The 16,466-nt window shown below is 43.6% G+C and carries 15 protein-coding genes; 12 read left to right on the top strand and 3 right to left on the bottom strand.

The genetic code is table 11. The features are described 5' to 3' along the window. Nucleotides 1-62: 62 nt before the first annotated feature. The 9 genes from OCU60_RS10790 (at nucleotide 63) to OCU60_RS10750 (ending at nucleotide 9,592) form a co-directional block, all read left to right on the top strand. Nucleotides 63-680: a YecA family protein gene (locus OCU60_RS10790; protein ID WP_074373391.1), complete on the top strand. Its 618-nt coding sequence runs from the start codon at nucleotides 63-65 to the stop codon at nucleotides 678-680. 166 nt (nucleotides 681-846) lie between these two features. Beyond that, the gene (gene lolA / locus OCU60_RS10785; RefSeq protein WP_074373392.1) at nucleotides 847-1,458 is read left to right on the top strand and encodes an outer membrane lipoprotein chaperone LolA; all 612 of its coding nucleotides are present in this window, start codon (nucleotides 847-849) and stop codon (nucleotides 1,456-1,458) included. 110 nt (nucleotides 1,459-1,568) lie between these two features. Further along, on the top strand, nucleotides 1,569-2,918 hold the full coding sequence (locus OCU60_RS10780; RefSeq protein ID WP_074373393.1) for a replication-associated recombination protein A: 1,350 nt from the start codon (nucleotides 1,569-1,571) through the stop codon (nucleotides 2,916-2,918). A 160-nt stretch (nucleotides 2,919-3,078) separates the two neighbouring features. Beyond that, on the top strand, nucleotides 3,079-4,386 hold the full coding sequence (serS, locus tag OCU60_RS10775; protein ID WP_074373394.1) for a serine--tRNA ligase: 1,308 nt from the start codon (nucleotides 3,079-3,081) through the stop codon (nucleotides 4,384-4,386). A 272-nt stretch (nucleotides 4,387-4,658) separates the two neighbouring features. Continuing rightward, complete coding sequence (locus OCU60_RS10770) at nucleotides 4,659-6,248, top strand: ATP-binding protein (RefSeq protein WP_074373395.1); 1,590 nt, start codon at nucleotides 4,659-4,661, stop codon at nucleotides 6,246-6,248. A 74-nt stretch (nucleotides 6,249-6,322) separates the two neighbouring features. Next, entirely contained in the window at nucleotides 6,323-6,820 is a 498-nt protein-coding gene (locus OCU60_RS10765) for a DUF6653 family protein (protein WP_074373396.1), read from the top strand. Nucleotides 6,821-7,045: 225 nt separating this feature from the next. Then, nucleotides 7,046-8,482: a S41 family peptidase gene (locus OCU60_RS10760; protein WP_074373397.1), complete on the top strand. Its 1,437-nt coding sequence runs from the start codon at nucleotides 7,046-7,048 to the stop codon at nucleotides 8,480-8,482. Between the two features lie 32 nt (nucleotides 8,483-8,514). Continuing rightward, entirely contained in the window at nucleotides 8,515-8,988 is a 474-nt protein-coding gene (locus OCU60_RS10755) for a DUF1203 domain-containing protein (protein WP_074373526.1), read from the top strand. Between the two features lie 334 nt (nucleotides 8,989-9,322). After that, complete coding sequence (locus tag OCU60_RS10750) at nucleotides 9,323-9,592, top strand: DUF1883 domain-containing protein (protein ID WP_074373398.1); 270 nt, start codon at nucleotides 9,323-9,325, stop codon at nucleotides 9,590-9,592. Nucleotides 9,593-9,665: 73 nt separating this feature from the next. Here the strand turns inward: OCU60_RS10750 and OCU60_RS10745 are convergent, their stop codons facing one another. Together OCU60_RS10745 and OCU60_RS10740 are read right to left on the bottom strand one after the other, a co-directional pair. Beyond that, on the bottom strand, nucleotides 9,666-11,261 hold the full coding sequence (locus OCU60_RS10745; RefSeq protein ID WP_074373399.1) for an ABC-F family ATPase: 1,596 nt from the start codon (nucleotides 11,259-11,261) through the stop codon (nucleotides 9,666-9,668). Nucleotides 11,262-11,374: 113 nt separating this feature from the next. After that, nucleotides 11,375-11,785: a DUF2061 domain-containing protein gene (locus tag OCU60_RS10740; protein WP_074373400.1), complete on the bottom strand. Its 411-nt coding sequence runs from the start codon at nucleotides 11,783-11,785 to the stop codon at nucleotides 11,375-11,377. A gap of 353 nt (nucleotides 11,786-12,138) precedes the next feature. On the opposite strand from OCU60_RS10740, the gene OCU60_RS10735 reads away from it, so the two are divergent. Continuing rightward, nucleotides 12,139-13,359 carry a dienelactone hydrolase family protein gene (locus OCU60_RS10735; protein WP_205410499.1) on the top strand — a complete coding sequence of 407 codons (1,221 nt, stop codon included), beginning with the start codon at nucleotides 12,139-12,141 and terminating at the stop codon, nucleotides 13,357-13,359. Nucleotides 13,360-13,523: 164 nt separating this feature from the next. On the opposite strand, the gene OCU60_RS10730 is transcribed toward OCU60_RS10735, so the two are convergent. Continuing rightward, nucleotides 13,524-13,937, bottom strand: coding sequence for a hypothetical protein (locus OCU60_RS10730; protein WP_074373401.1), 414 nt, complete (start codon nucleotides 13,935-13,937; stop codon nucleotides 13,524-13,526). A gap of 469 nt (nucleotides 13,938-14,406) precedes the next feature. Between OCU60_RS10730 and OCU60_RS10725 the strand changes: the two genes are divergently transcribed. Together OCU60_RS10725 and OCU60_RS10720 are read left to right on the top strand one after the other, a co-directional pair. Further along, on the top strand, nucleotides 14,407-15,681 hold the full coding sequence (locus OCU60_RS10725; protein WP_074373402.1) for a sterol desaturase family protein: 1,275 nt from the start codon (nucleotides 14,407-14,409) through the stop codon (nucleotides 15,679-15,681). A gap of 30 nt (nucleotides 15,682-15,711) precedes the next feature. Continuing rightward, the gene (locus tag OCU60_RS10720; RefSeq protein WP_074373403.1) at nucleotides 15,712-16,443 is read left to right on the top strand and encodes a DUF1295 domain-containing protein; all 732 of its coding nucleotides are present in this window, start codon (nucleotides 15,712-15,714) and stop codon (nucleotides 16,441-16,443) included. Nucleotides 16,444-16,466: the final 23 nt, after the last annotated feature.

Genomic DNA, 16,466 nt, shown 5'->3' with positions numbered 1-16,466 from the left:
GTGCCATTGATTGATGTTCTCGGTATAATGTCCTGCGACTGAAAAATAGGAAAAGAAGTACCATGACTTATCAATTGCTGAATGTAACTGAACTGCTGACGGACGAGTCGCCATTATTCATTGAAGGCGCTGTACTTGCCGCCAATATGGCTTGTCAGCCACTGGAAGCACATTTGTGGATGTCACGATTGGTGACAGAACTCACCGATCCAGCAGAGCAAGCATTAACCGCTCATTATCAACAGCAGTACTCAGCATTACTGAGTCATCAGTATTGTGTTGATGATTTTCTTGATGTGACCAATCGGGATGATCTGGCTGAATTTGCGTCAGGGTTTGTGGCAATATGGCCTTTATTGGAACCGCATTGGCAGCATGTTGCTGTGTCAGATGGGACGCAACGGATGCTGCAAGCATTGCTCACGACCTTGATGCTGGCTGTTGATGAAACCGAAACCCGTCAACAGATGAAAGATGCTGGCATTGACGCGCCGCCTCATTTGGCAGAGATGGTTGACCATCTGGACGTGATGATTCATGAAGTCGCTTGTGCCGCAGATGAACAGCAAAGTGGTGCCCGGGCTCATCGGGTCAACCCGTATAAAACGGTCGGCAGAAATGACCCCTGTCCGTGCGGCAGCGGTAAAAAATTCAAACAGTGTTGCTTGCAAACAGAGTAATTTCACTTGAGTGTGACTGAGGAACGATGGGATCGTCGCACTGTATTTTTCAACTGACGTATTTTTCAACTGACGTATTTTTTTCGACATACACATGACAAAAAGCCGAAAAGAATGGTCTATATCCATCAATAACAATTCACTTTTGTTTAGCAGCGGAGAACACATGAAAAAACTGGTTGCCTTCTTTCTATTGATATCAATGGCCTGTAGCTTTTCAGCACTGGCGGATCCGAAAGATGAATTAAGTGCGAGGCTTGCGTTAAATGATGGATTCAGTGCTCATTTTCAACAGCAGGTTGTCAGCCCTGATGGTGACGTCGTTGCTCAGGGAGAAGGGAAAGTGGACATTGCCCGCCCAAGCTTGTTTCGGTGGGAAACGGTGTCACCGGACGAAAATCTATTGATATCGGATGGTACGACCGTTTGGTACTACAATCCCTTTGTGGAACAGGTCTCTATCTATAATCAATCTCAGGCAACCGAGCAGACCCCCTTTGTGTTGCTGACGAGAAACCGCAAACAAGACTGGGAACATTATCGTGTTTCGCAGCAAGGGAATGAATTTACACTGGTACCGACAGCAACAGACACTCGGCAGGGGGAATTTCATATTCGAATTGACAAAAAAGGGGTGGTGAAAGGTTTTGATGTGATTGAACAGGATGGGCAGAAAAGTTTATTCTCGTTCCAGCAAGTCAAACTGAAGCGGCCGGATAATCATTTGTTTCAGTTCAAAATTCCCGCGGGTGTCGAAGTGGATGATCAGCGGCAGTAGTTTCAAAAGAACCATTGTTTCAAAAGAATCATTGTTTCTAAAGAATCATTGTTTCTAAAGAACAATCGTTTAAAAAACAGTCGCTTCAAGAATGACGGATAAGCATCATTGTGGATAACTATAGTTTGGATTTTTCTGGGGATGAGGATTTTCGTCCGCTTGCAGCAAAGATGAGACCACAGCGGATCGAGCAATATATCGGTCAGCAACATATCTTGGGTCCGGGAAAACCGTTGCGCAGGGCGCTGGAAAGCGGTCATCTTCACTCAATGATACTCTGGGGCCCACCGGGAACCGGTAAAACGACATTGGCGGAGTTGGCAGGGAACTATGCCAATGCACGTGTTGAGCGTGTGTCTGCGGTGACCTCCGGGGTGAAAGATATTCGCGCTGCGATTGAAAGGGCCCGGGAAAATCAACTGGCAGGTTTTCGTACGATTCTGTTTGTGGACGAAGTGCATCGGTTTAATAAATCGCAACAGGATGCTTTTTTGCCCCATATTGAAGACGGGACGGTCACCTTTATCGGTGCGACAACCGAGAATCCTTCATTTGAGCTCAATAACGCACTGCTCTCCCGGACGCGGGTTTATAAGCTGACCTCTCTCAATACACAAGATATTGCCGACGCCTTGCAACAGGCTGTGACGGATGAAGTGAGAGGATTTGGTGGGATTGCGGCTGATTTTCAGGATCAGGTTCTAGACCGTCTGGCTGAATTGGTTCAGGGGGATGCGCGAATGGCGCTGAACTACCTGGAATTGTTATATGACATGGCCAATGAAGATGAGGCGGGCAAAAAAATTATCGATCTGTCCTTGTTGGCAGAAGTCGCCGGTGAAAAAGTCGCCCGTTTTGATAATAAGGGAGACATTTGGTACGACCTGATTTCAGCAGTTCATAAGTCAATTCGTGGTTCAAACCCTGATGGCGCATTGTACTGGGCTGCACGGATGATCGCTGCCGGCTGTGACCCGTTATATATTGCACGTCGTTTGCTGGCAATTGCTTCCGAGGATATTGGGAATGCCGATCCTAGGGCAATGCAGGTCGCTTTGTCTGCGTGGGACTGTTTTACGCGTGTCGGCCCGGCCGAAGGTGAGAGGGCGATTGCCCAAGCGGTGGTTTATCTGGCGTGTGCGCCGAAAAGTAACGCTGTGTATACGGCATGGAAGCAGGCGTTGACGGATGCCCGCGATGAACCTGAATATGAAGTGCCGTTTCACTTACGCAATGCACCGACGAAATTGATGAAAGAAATGGGCTATGGTGATGAATACCGTTACGCTCACGACGAGCCGGGTGCGTATGCTGCCGGGGAGCGATATCTCCCGCCGGAAATGGTTGGCACTCGCTATTATCGTCCTTCGGAAAGAGGCTTGGAAGGGAAAATCAACGAGAAACTCAAGTATCTGGCTGAGTTAGACGCAAAAAGCACACGAAAGCGCTATGAAAAATAGCCACTTTTCGTTAATCTCTTATACCCAAATTGCTTCGGGCTATCTGTCAGGCTATCTGTCAGGGTTCTGGGCATGTCAATTTTCATGACGTTTTGTACTGTTACCTCTGATTGGTACAGAACAGAGCGCTTTTTACAACCCATTAAGCATAGGATTAGCAATGCTGGATTCTAAATTACTTCGCACAGAGCTGGATGAAACAGCGATAAAACTGGCGCGTCGCGGATTTACCCTCGACGTAGAGACCATTCGTCAACTTGAAGAGCAGCGTAAATCGATTCAAGTCGAAGTTGAAAATTTACAATCCACTCGCAACTCCATTTCGAAACAGATCGGTCAACTGATGTCGGCGGGTGATAAAGAAGGTGCTGAAGCAGTAAAACAGAAAATCGGTTCTCTGGGCAATGATTTAGATGCCCGTAAAGCAGAATTGGAGCAGGTGCAGAAACAGCTGGAAGATATCGCGTTATCTGTGCCTAATATCCCTGATGATGCTGCACCTGATGGGCTGGATGAAGAGAGTAATGTCGAAGTTTCCCGTTGGGGTGAGCCGAAGCAATACGATTTTGCAGTCAAAGATCATGTTGATTTAGGTGAAATGGGTGACGGACTGGATTTCGCCAGCGCGACGAAAATCACCGGTGCCCGGTTTATCGTGATGAAAGGCCAGTTCGCTCGCCTGCACCGGGCGATTGCTCAGTTTATGCTTGACCTGCACTCGGATCTGCATGGATATACCGAAATGTATGTGCCATATCTGGTGAATGCCGATACTTTGTATGGTACCGGGCAATTGCCTAAGTTCGGTAAAGACCTGTTTCATACCGAGCCGTTGGCTGAAAAGGTCAATGATGAAGAGCCACGTCGTTTGTCACTGATTCCGACTGCGGAAGTGCCTCTGACAAACTTAGTCCGGGGTTCAATTTTGGATGAGGCTGAACTCCCACTGAAAATGACGGCACATACACCGTGTTTCCGTTCTGAAGCTGGCTCTTATGGTCGTGATACCCGGGGGCTGATCCGGATGCACCAGTTTGATAAAGTCGAGCTGGTACAGATCACGCGCCCTGAAGATTCGATGAATGCATTGGAAGAACTGACGGGTCATGCTGAAAGAGTGTTGCAGTTATTAGAGTTGCCTTACCGTAAAGTGATTCTGTGTGCCGGAGATATGGGTTTTGGGGCACGTAAGACTTACGATCTGGAAGTCTGGGTACCTGCGCAGGAAACTTATCGTGAGATTTCATCGTGTTCAAACATGTGGGATTTTCAGGCACGTCGCATGCAAGCACGTTTCCGCCGCAAAGGTGAGAAAAAACCAGAGTTGGTCCATACTCTGAATGGTTCTGGCCTTGCCGTTGGCCGAACCATGGTTGCGATTCTGGAAAATAATCAACAAGCGGATGGACGTATTGCGATTCCTGAGATGTTGCACAAGTATATGGGTGGTCTGACTCATATCGGATAATCATTATCCAGCAACATCATCAATGATCAGTAAAAGCCGGGAATTTAATCCCGGCTTTTTTATGGGTAATTTTCGGAATTGGATTGTTCATCATAATAGCGGCGTTTGGCTGACGGTGGGCCGGTGTCACAAATCGTCACAGTCAGTGAAAAAAAATGAATATACTATTTAGATATACCAATAGGAGCAGGCGAAATTCAGGGATGGATTTTTAATTTTAACGATTTGAGATAATTGTGTTTTTATGAATAACTCAACAATGGTGAACTTCGATGATAAAGTCATTTTTAGGGTTATGGATTCTGGTCTTCGGTCCCTTATTTTTTCTGCTCTATCCAAGTGATTTGAACCCAATATTATCATTTAATAATTATATCGAAGGGCAGCGCTATGAACGGATCTATCAAGGGACATTTACTTTGATCGAGTCCCGGCTTGATACGATCCCGATCGACACTTGGCCTGATGAAATAGAGCAATTGAGTCAACATTTTGGTTATGCGTTGCAGTTGCTTGATATTAATCAGACTAATTTAGGTACCTTAAAACGAGATGAAATTGAGCAGCATCAGATTATTTTTTTCAATGAAGAACCTGAGTTTTTGATTAAGAAGATTGGCAATAGCCATTTCATCCTGAAAATATTTGTTGATTCTTCAGAAGAAGAAAAAATACGCCGAGGTGCGGAAGGAACAGTGTATTTGCTTCAGGAACAGTTTGCAGCCACTGAACAAGAACATTGGCCGGCACTGTTACGTAGCATGGCAAATTATTTTCCGTTTGATTTACAAATTGCTTCAAGAAATCAGATCAATATCAGTCAAACCGAACAGAACCAACTCGCGACCGATTCTTTTTTTTGGCGAACGAATCTCAACGATGAGATTACATTTTATATCCGACTGAGCGACGGAGCGTCTTTCCTGTTAGCCAATTTAATTCCGATGTCCTCAATTCATCCGTCGGTCATCATTGTGCTGGTTCTGGTGTTTGTCCTCTCAATTTCTGCGGGGATGTTTTTCTGGACTTATCCGCTGTGGCGGGATTTGAAAAACTTGTTGGCGGCAACATCGCGATTTGGTAGTGGTGACTTGAACAGTCGGGCATTGGTATACAAGATTTCGACGGTGGCGACCCTAGGGAAAGCGTTTAACCACATGGCAGATCGGATTGAGCAATTGTTAAAAGGGCAAAGAACACTCACCAATGCAATCGCACATGATCTGCGAACACCGCTTTACCGTCTCAGGTTTGCGTTTGAGATGTTAGCGAATGCTAAGACGGACAGAGAAAAGGAAAAATACCAACAATCTATCTCTAAAAGTCTTGAAGATTTGGATAGTCTAATTAACCAGACCATGGTCTTATCACGTTACAGCGGTGACAGCCAATTACTCTCCTTTGCTAAATATCATCTCGCACAATTACTTGATGATGAGTGTTCGAGTGTTGTTCAACTCTATCCGGACATTCATTATCAGTTGCAAATTGCGCCTGAAGCGAGCGGAAAGCTGGCACTGATTGATCAGATTGCGATGAAACGGGCGATCAGTAACTTATTCATCAATGCGTGTAAGTATGCCCGGACTACCGTGGTGGTGCGCTTATCATTTGTCAGTGAGACAGACATGTTTGTGATTGACGTGTGTGACGATGGTATCGGAATTGATGAAAGCGATTGGGAGCGGATTTTCTTGCCATTCGAACAACTGGATAATGCCCGAAGTCATGCGGCTTCCGGGCATGGGCTTGGGTTAGCGATTGTCAAACATATTGCACAATGGCATCAAGGTACGGTATGTGCTGGACGGTCTGATTTGGGGGGCGCGCGATTTACATTCACTTTCCCAAGTCGGACGTAAGGATTGCTTAACAGAGAACACACCGCTTTTGTCGGTGTGACCCATTTTATGATGAATTGACAGGAAGGTGGAAAATGACCCTTGAACGTAAATTAGCGACACTATTCCATTTAGATGATAACGGATGGGGCAGACATGCCAATCCGTGGAGTGTCTGGACCCGATATAGCGTCTTACCGCTTTTTATCATTGCCGGTTTATTAAGGGAGTGGAATGGTTGGTTGAGTCTTCTGATTTTGGTGATGGCATTGGTGTGGATGTTTTTAAACCCGATCTTATTTCCGAAACCGCTCTCGTTACAAAGCTGGGCAACGCAGTCCGTGCTCGGAGAGCGAATTTATTTAAACCGGGACAAAGAACCACTGCCTAAAGTGCATCAATTGCCCTTATTTATGATTCTGCATTTGACGTCGACACTCGGACTGATATTGGCGGGGTGGGGAGTTTATCAGTACGATATACAGCTCTGTATTTTATCGGTGCTGATTACTTACCTTGCGAAAAGCTGGTTTTTAGATCGTATGGTCTGGTTATATTGTGATTTCAGTCGTGAACACCAGTCATCTGAGTAGACCCAATCTATTCATATTATAGAGCGGCCTGAGAAATAGTGATTTTAGATCTGAATTCGATAATTATCACATAAAATAATATGTAAGATAATTTAGTTTTATTCAATATTGTCATGACTTTATTTGTCTGTTTTTGTCTTAATTGAGCAACAAGCTGCTACACAAATAAAGCGTGAAACCCATTAACTTATTCACCATGGTTAATAACTGAATGGTGAGTGGTAAATGAAACAATTAATACAAATCAGTGTGGTTGCATCAATGGTTATTTTAAGCGGCTGTAATCATAAGATAAATGAAAATAGGAATGATGATAAATCGATTGAACCAAGTATTTGGGTATCAGAAAATTATGGGTCTGCATTGAAAATTATGTCTGATTCGGTGACCGAGTATGAGTTTACTTCTGATTACTGTGTACTGACAAATCAAGAAACACTCAGCAAGGAAACATTTGAAAAACGTTATCAGCAAGTGGGTGATCAATTCGTTAGCTATATTTATCCGGGTTTGAATGCTTATCCAAACGATTACACGATCAAATATGTGAAACATGCTGAATTACCGAATAGTTGTCTCACCAATCTGAGTGTTGTCAATGCAGCGGAAAACGATCCGCTCCGAAACTTGAATATGTTTCTCCAGACTTTTGATCAATATTATTATAATTTAGATGTGCCCGGTATTGACTGGACACTGATGAAACAAAATGTGCTTGGTGAGGTTTCTGACGATTCAACGCGAGAGCAACTTTTCGATATGATGTCATCAATGATTGGTCCATTACAGAATGGCCATGCTTACGTATTAGATCAGGATAAACTGGCTCGGTTCAGACAGCAGGATCGACCGGTTTTATTCGACAGGCTACGGCAAGAATATATTGATGATAATGGCCTGGTTGCTCCTTTCTCCGCATCTGAGAATGCAGCAATTCAACAGTATATTGATGATAATGGGGCGCTTATTCGATCTATTATTGCCAATCAACTGAATCTGTCGGGTGGTTTAGGTGAGCATATTATCTGGGGAAAAGGAAAGAGTGATAATATTGGTTACCTGTATATTGATGGATGGAGTGATTTTGTCGCGGGCAATGACCATGCCGAAACTTTAGCTGTGTTCAGACAGACAATGAACCAAGTTATGGATGATTTTGCATTAACCGATGGAATGGTGATTGATCTGCGCTTTAACGGCGGCGGTTATGCTTATCTTGCAAGAGCTTTAGCCGAATATTTTGTTGATCACCAAACCTTAGGCTATATCAAGAGCGCCCGTGACGGGGCTGGATTCGAGCCCGAGCATGACATTTATCTTGAGCCACAATTCCCGGGTTATCGAAAGCCGGTCTCTGTTCTGATTAGTAATACGACAGCATCCGCTGCTGAGTTATCGGCACTCATGCTCAGCGCTTCGGATCAAGTCATATTGATTGGTGAAAGAACGCAGGGGATGTTATCGGGCAGCTTAGGTAAAACGCTCCCTAACGGGTTTCGCTTTGGTATATCGAACATGAAGACCTTATCAGCCGATCGGGTGGACTATGATCAAGTTGGTATTCCTCCGGCGATCACCACTTCATTTTTTACGAAAAATGATCGCACTAATGGAATCGATAAAGGTCTTGAAGCCGCTTTTAACTGGATAAGACTCATGTAACGGATGTTAATGAATGCTAAATGGAGTTGAATATGAATACCGATTTTATAATTAAAGCGCTTGATGAGAAATATTTTTCTCAGTATTTACAGATGAACGCAGAACAACTGGCTAAGGTGAATGGCTGTTGGCTCACTGCTGATGAAACCCCGGGTTATCCTTGTCGAGTGACGCTGCAAGAAGCTGAGGTCGGTGAGAAAATTCTTTTAATTCACTATCCGTATCATGATGTTAAATCGGCTTATCGCGCAACAGGACCTATTTTCGTTCGGGCGAATAAAACAATGGTTGAATTGGCGATTAACGAAATTCCTGAAATATTGCAGACGCGATTATTATCGGTGAGAGCTTATGATATGAACAGTATGATGGTTCATGCTGAGACAGTGCAAGGCCCCGATTTGGAAGATGTTATCCGCAATAATTTTAAAAACGATCAAGTGCACTATCTACAAATTCATAACGGCAATCCCGGTTGTTTTAATTGTAGTGTCTTTAGGGCTTAAGCAATCATTTTTAAATATAATCCCTTCTTTGAAAATAAATCCGCTCAGACCATCTGCCTTTTTATTATTTTCTATATGGAATTGAAACCGCAAACAATTGGTATAATATGAAATTAATCTAATAACAAGTGTCAGTTTTTATCACTAGGTTGCATATCAATTGTAATTTTTCGAGAGAGGTTAAACAATATTGATACTTCAGACTGTGCGATAGGTATGATTTTGTAATCTATTTATGCCGTGATCTATGCTAAAAAATTCAATATGATCGAGGCATTAAAAATGTATCTTCGGGCAATAAGGTCGATTTGGATATGTATTTTTTGGAGAGATAATGAAATTTACCCATTACGATCTTAATATTTGTGAGCGAGGGCAACAAATAGAAGTGACGTTGAAAGATAACACTGCCAATGTATTGCTACTCGATGATGATAATTTTAAAAAATACAAGAAACGTCGCAATTACAAATATAATGGCGGCCATATGACGGATACGGTGAGTGTATTGCTGGTTCCTTATTCAGGGCATTGGCATGTGGTTGTTGACCGTGGCGGTTATGCCGGGACAGTGCAGTCGAGTGTGCGGGTGATTCCAGTGTAAAATCGTCGACTGAGCAGGAGACTGACGATACTCATGCACCGTTGTCTCCTGTATTCAGCCGATCTGGGTTTAATTAGCCGATCAGACCTTGCTTCGCTAGATATTCATCGTAAGTACCGTGGAAATCATTGACACCATCTTTGGTGATTTCGATAATGCGGGTTGCGATTGAGGATACAAACTGACGGTCATGAGAGACAAATAATAGTGTTCCCGGATAGTTTTCGAGTGCTAGGTTCAGCGCTTCGATCGATTCCATATCCATGTGGTTGGTCGGTTCATCCATCAGCAAAATATTGGGTTTTTGCATGATCAGCTTGCCAAACAACATGCGACCTTGCTCTCCACCCGAGATGACCTTCACTGATTTCTTAATATCATTTTGTGAAAAGAGCATCCGCCCCAGAATACTACGCACGGTTTGCTCGTCATCGCCTTCTTTTTTCCACTGTCCCATCCAGTCCATTAAATTGAGGTTTTCACTGAACTCGTGGGCATGATCCTGCGCGTAGAAACCAATATTATTGTTTTCAGACCATTTGATCTCACCGGACATGGGGGCTATGGCATCTGCCAGTGTATTCAACAGGGTTGATTTACCGATCCCGTTTTCCCCGATAATGGCAATCCGTTCACCGACTTCGACCATCAGGTCGACATCATTAAACAGAATATTGTCGCCGTAACCCTGTTTGAGTGCGTTGACCTCGAGCGCATTGCGGAACAGCGGTTTTTCCTGCTCGAATCGAATAAACGGAGATTGACGGCTGGAAGGTTTGACCTCTTCAAGCTGAATTTTTTCAAGCTGCTTCTGGCGTGATGTTGCTTGTTTAGCTTTTGATGCGTTTGCAGAGAAGCGGCTGACAAAGGTCTGTAATTCCGCGATTTGTGCTTTTTTCTTGGCATTGTCAGCATGAAGACGCTCTCTGGACTGTTCTGCGGCAATCATGTATTCATCGTAGTTACCGTGGAACAAGCGCAGTTCACCATAGTCCAGATCAGCCATATGGGTACAGACGGTATTCAGAAAGTGGCGGTCATGCGAGATGATGATCATGGTACAGTTACGAGCCAGCAGGGTCTGTTCTAACCAAGAGATGGTATGCATGTCCAAGTTGTTGGTCGGTTCGTCGAGTAGCATGATTTCCGGTTCGGCGAATAATACCTGTGCCAGCAACACCCGTAATTTCAGGCCCGGGGCGATTTCACTCATCAGCCCGAAGTGTTGTGCTTCAGGGATGCCTAGTCCAAGTAAAAGTTCTCCGGCACGAGCTTCCGCTGAATAGCCATCCATTTCGGCAAATTCTGTTTCCAGATCTCCGACTCGCATTCCGTCTTCATCTGACATTTCAGGCAGTGCATAGATACGGTCGCGTTCTTCTTTGACTTCCCACAGTTCTTTGTGACCCATAATCACAGTGTCAATGACGGAGAACGCTTCAAATGCAAACTGGTCTTGTCCCAACTTTGCCATACGTTCATTGGGATCGATTGATACACTTCCGACGGAAGGTTCTAGTTCATCACTCAGAATTTTCATAAAGGTGGATTTGCCGCAACCGTTCGCGCCGATAAGACCGTAACGGTTACCGTGACCAAATTTAATGGAGATATTTTCAAATAATGGCTTATCGCCAAATTGCATGGTGATGTTTGCAGTTGATAGCACAGGGAATTCCAGATTGAGTGGTGAATATGAAAAAAGCTGGCCTTGCGGCCAACTTGATAGATAAGCGATATATTAACAGATTCTGTGATAGACATCACCCCTCGTGTGGCACGTCACGATGATGGCGTTACCGTACCGTGGTGAGCACACTGCCAGGGTTGATGTTGTACTTTTCCTTGCCACATTTTCTCGTGAAAGTAATAGGCGCAGGTATTGATGCTCGGCTCAATCAGCGCCATGACACCCCCGATCAGCCAGCTTCCGGTCAATAGATAAGCCACATTGAAGGCAACACTGAAATGGATCACCGCAAAACTGGCAGTTTTAATATGGGGCGCGGAAGCATAACGTTGTAGCGGTGCATATTGAGACCATGCTTTTTCATGGAAGTAGAATGCCACGGTGTTGATCATGGGTTCTAACATCGCAATTAAACTCCCCAAAATCACATCGCCGGTCAAGATATAGGCGACCGTAAACGCGATACTAAAGTGAATGGCTGCAAAACTAATGGTCTTTTTCATCGGGTGTCCAATCTTAATGATGTGCTTTGAAGTTATTATTGATAATTATTATCATTCAGTAAATTCGATTCTATCTATCTATGGCATAGGCAAAACCGCATATCGATAAACGGCGGGGAGCGTGTAGAACATCGGACAGATAAGGCTGAGCGCTTTCCGTTGGCGTGATTGAATGGCGGAACTGATTCTATTTGTCCTCAATCGCAAGATGATGAATGACGGGTAATTCGTCTGATTGTGATCCTGCTAACTCACTCGTTGCTTTATTTTATTGTAAAATGAAACACTGTTTCAATTTACAATAAATTGAGTGTATGTGGTTTAGCGCTCTTTTTCTGCTTAAGGATAGTCAAATGAATCAGTTGATGAAAACCATACTTATCACGAGCATGATCACGCTGACCAGCTCAGCCGTATTGGCTCATAGCACTGCTGTTTTTGCGCATAGCACTTACAGCCATGATGCTCCGGCAGGACCGGATTACGTCACACAAGCGATCAATTCGCCTGATAATAGTTTTCCGCTATTTTATGAAAAATTAAAAGCGTCGCGTATGCCCTACAAGCTTGCGTGGCACGATGGCTACAGCCCGGAGTTGTGGCACAGCCTTGCGAAGGCAAAGGCGCAGGAAATTATTTTACCTTATCAAGATGATACACCGTTTAATCCGCTGGTGATTGACCAGATTGATCGCGGCAGCTATATCGCCCAGAAGATCGTATTCAATATCAGTTATGAGAGCCGTGTGCTGGCATTGATGTTAACGCCTAAAGGTGACGGGCCTTTCCCTGCCGCGTTATTTTTACATGATCACGGTGCGCGGTTTGATATCGGTAAAGAGAAGTTTATTGAAACTTGGGGCGATGATGCCCGTTTATCTTCATCGCGCGAATGGGCGCATCGTTATTTTACCGATCGTTTTCCCGGTGATGAACTGGCAAAACGTGGCTACGTGGTTTTATCCATCGACGCACTGGGCTGGGGGGATCGCTCCGTAGCGGGGTTTCGAACCAACTCACAACAGGCGCTGGCATCGAACTTATTTAATTTAGGCAGTTCGTTTGCGGGTATCATTGCACTGGATGATTTGCGGGCCGCGAGGTTTCTGGCGAGCCAACCCCAAGTTGATCAATCGCGGGTGGCATCCGTCGGTTTCTCCATGGGCGCATTTCGTTCTTGGCAAGTGGCTGCGTTATCGGCAGACATTACCGCCAGTATTGTGGATTCATGGATGGGAACAATGAAAGGCTTGATGGTGCCCGGAAATAACCAGTTGAAAGGCCAGTCTGCGTTTACGATGTTGCACCCGTATATGGCGCGTTACCTTGATTATCCGGATGTTGCAGCGATTGCGGCACCCAAGCCGATGTTGGTTTTTGCCGGTGGATTGGACCCGTTGTTTCCCGTTGACTCAGTCCAAAACGCATTCGACAAATTACATCGTGTCTGGCGAGCCAATGGGGCAGAAGATAAGCTCCACACCCAAATCTGGCCGAATAAAGGGCATATATTTACCGCAGACATGCAGGACGCTGCATTTAACTGGCTGGATCAACAGTTTGAGATGAATTAAGCGCGTTCAGAATCTATAGTCGATATTATTGAAACAGGCGCTTCATGAAGCGCCTGCTTTTTGGTCAGTGACGGAGTGTCGATTCCTGAATCAGGGTGTGGCTCAAGAGCGTCAGAATTCAGGGAATCAATGGCCTCCCACTTATTGATATGTCCACTTGGAGATTACTCCGGACAATCCGCTGAGCTGAGAGCGATCCAATTGATTGACCACTGGTAGCCATTTGCGTCAGCTGGAGTGAGTGTTCTGGAATCTGAATATCTGATAAATACACGAAAACCTGTTTCTGTCGGCTCATAGATAGAGGTCGTACCTGTGGTTTCCCAATGTGTGCCCGTACCATCCATTGAGGTCATATAAGTCGGTATTGAATTCATTTCACATGCAGAAGTATCAATATCGACGTAGATGCCGGAATTATTTTTGTAGTCATATTGTTGCCAGTTAGTATTTCCGGGAGTGGTTTTGCCTGAGCAGACAATATTGGGGGTTCTGCATACGGTGTCGGCTTTAGCCGGAGCGACCATGCCGGCAGCGATACCAACTAAACTAAATGTAAGCAGCGTTTTTAATTTCATAATTTTTCTCCGTGTACTCTCTTCAACATCAGTCATTAAGCATCGAGTACAAATGCATGATGACTTGTATTCTGAGTGAATAATTAAGAAAGTTATAGTGACAAAGAAGTCAATATATCACTGATTACAGAAATAAATACTTATTTTTATCGCATGCTTTAAATAAATTTATAGCTTTGTAATAAATTATTTTCATTGTGATATTTTAATTGGGGGATGTTGCAAACAAATTATAAAATCACTTCATTTTTGTTTCATTTTTGTTTTGTAGATAATTTTATTATTAGTGTGTATGTGAAGTTTGGCTCAAAAAAAATATTATTGTGTATTTACATATTCAAGTTGAGTTGGTTAACATTTGTTCACTTTCCTTAACGTTTTGGTTACGAAAGGAATGCAGAGAAATGATCGCTATTGATTCATTTTCAACACATCAGGAAGATGATTATGCTACGAGAAGGTATTGAGTATGAATTTAAATTTTTCAGATGAAGTGATGTATACACTTCCGTTTTATCTTGGGCCGCTCTTTGTTTTATCAATTCTGAGTTATCTGAAAAAGCATAAGAATTATCGTTTTAATGATACATTGACCAATGCATCAATCGCATTGGGTAACTTAGGTTTTTCATTTATTATATTACTTGGTGTCGTTACAGCTTATTCTTATGCTTATAAGGAATTTAGACTATTTGAGTTGGATCAGTCGAGTCCACTGACTTATATTTTAGCCTTTGTTGCCTATGATTTTTGTTACTACTGGAATCACCGTATTCATCATATGATCGGATTGTTCTGGACCGATCATCTTGTTCATCATACCGCAGAGAATTTCAACTTTGGTGTATCAATCCGAATCAGTTATTTTACCGAACTGACGATGTGGATGAGTTTCATTGTCATGGCATTTTTGGGGATATCATTAGAGGTATTCCTTGTTGCTAGCTATATTCAGGTGTTCTGGGCATTTTGTATTCATACCGAGTCATTGAAGAAAACACCGTGGTTGGACAAATTTTTTAATACACCTTCATTACATCGCGTTCATCATGCAAGAAATGGGAAATATATTGATAAGAATTTCGGCGGGATTCTGGTTGTTTGGGATCAATTATTTGGGACTTATCAGCGTGAACTTGAAGAGGAGCCTGTCGTTTATGGCGTGCGGGAATCTTATCCAAGTTTCAGTCCGTTGGTGATCAATAGCTATTATCTCAAGACTATCTGGAAAAAAATACAGCTTTCCCGGTCACCTTGGGAAATATTCTGTTCTGTATTTGCATCACCGGGATGGTTACCAAAAGGTGTTGAAAAAAGAAATTTTTATAGCGATGTTGTCAGAATTCCGTGTTCACAGTTTAAACCGCGAGATCCCTATATTTCCTTAAGAACAAAATTGACAACAGTTGTGCGGTTTTTTGTGACACTTATTTTGTTTTGCTATCTGATGAGTTATTTCGGTGATTTCCCGGTATTACCTGTTACAGCGTTGTCGTTATTATTTCTCTGGTTAAGTCATTACAATGGTATTGTCCTTGATGGGAGAGATGTCGGGTGGGGGGCTGAGATAATTTCACAAGGGCTCGCCGGAATATTCTTGTATTGGGCGGTGAGTACTGAACAAAATAATTTACTGATCATCAGTACGGTGAGTTTGATGGTCATTGCGCTGTTGAATTATATTGTTTATCGGCAGGGTCGTGAGCTGAAAGAACGTTTATTACCACAAAGTGAAACACTATAGTATGTTTGTTCTGACACAGAAGGAAAAATAATGGAACATGTAAAACAAAAGCCAAAATCCGGCGGCGTCAACCGGGAATATGGTCGTGCTGTTACCCAGCGTCTTACTTTTGTTAGCTTACACTTTATGTTAGTTGCTTTGTGTGCCTGGCTTGCTTTTTATGATGGTTTTTCGACCCTCGGCCAGCTTATCGGACAAAAGTGGACACTCACCGGTGATATCAGGGTTCAGATTCTTTTTGGCTGTGTTGTTTTATATTGGATTCGTCATACGGTGACGGTTTTGTATATTTTGCAGCGGATGATCGATTGGAGCGAAGTGTTCGGGCTGATTTGTTTTATGGCATTTTTTGAAATTGGGCTATTGGTTGTTGGGGGCGGTGCATTTCGCGACTACATTATCCCACTCAGCGCTCTGGATGTTTTTGCCGCGTTTTTGCTGCTACTTGGATCGTTCCTGAATACTTACTCTGAACTTCAGCGTAAATGGTGGAAAAAGGATCTGAGTAACAAAGGAAAAATCTATACGGAAGGTCTATTCAGTTATTCCATGCATATCAATTATTTCGGGGATGTCGTGTTGTTTTCCGGCTGGGGCTTGCTGACTGGTCACTACTGGACATTATTCCTGCCGCTCGCCATGGGCTATTCTTTTGTCGCGATGCACATTCCGGCCCTCGATAGTTATTTGGCTGATCGTTATGGTGACGGTTTCCGTCAATACGCAGCAAAAACCAAAAAATTGGTGCCGTTTATTTACTGACACATATGATTCACAGACCGGAC

The sequence above is a fragment of the Vibrio spartinae genome, assembly GCF_024347135.1.
GTDB lineage: Bacteria > Pseudomonadota > Gammaproteobacteria > Enterobacterales > Vibrionaceae > Vibrio > Vibrio spartinae.
The sequence above is the reverse complement of the archived record's forward strand: the minus strand, read 5'-3'. Positions and strand labels throughout refer to the sequence as shown.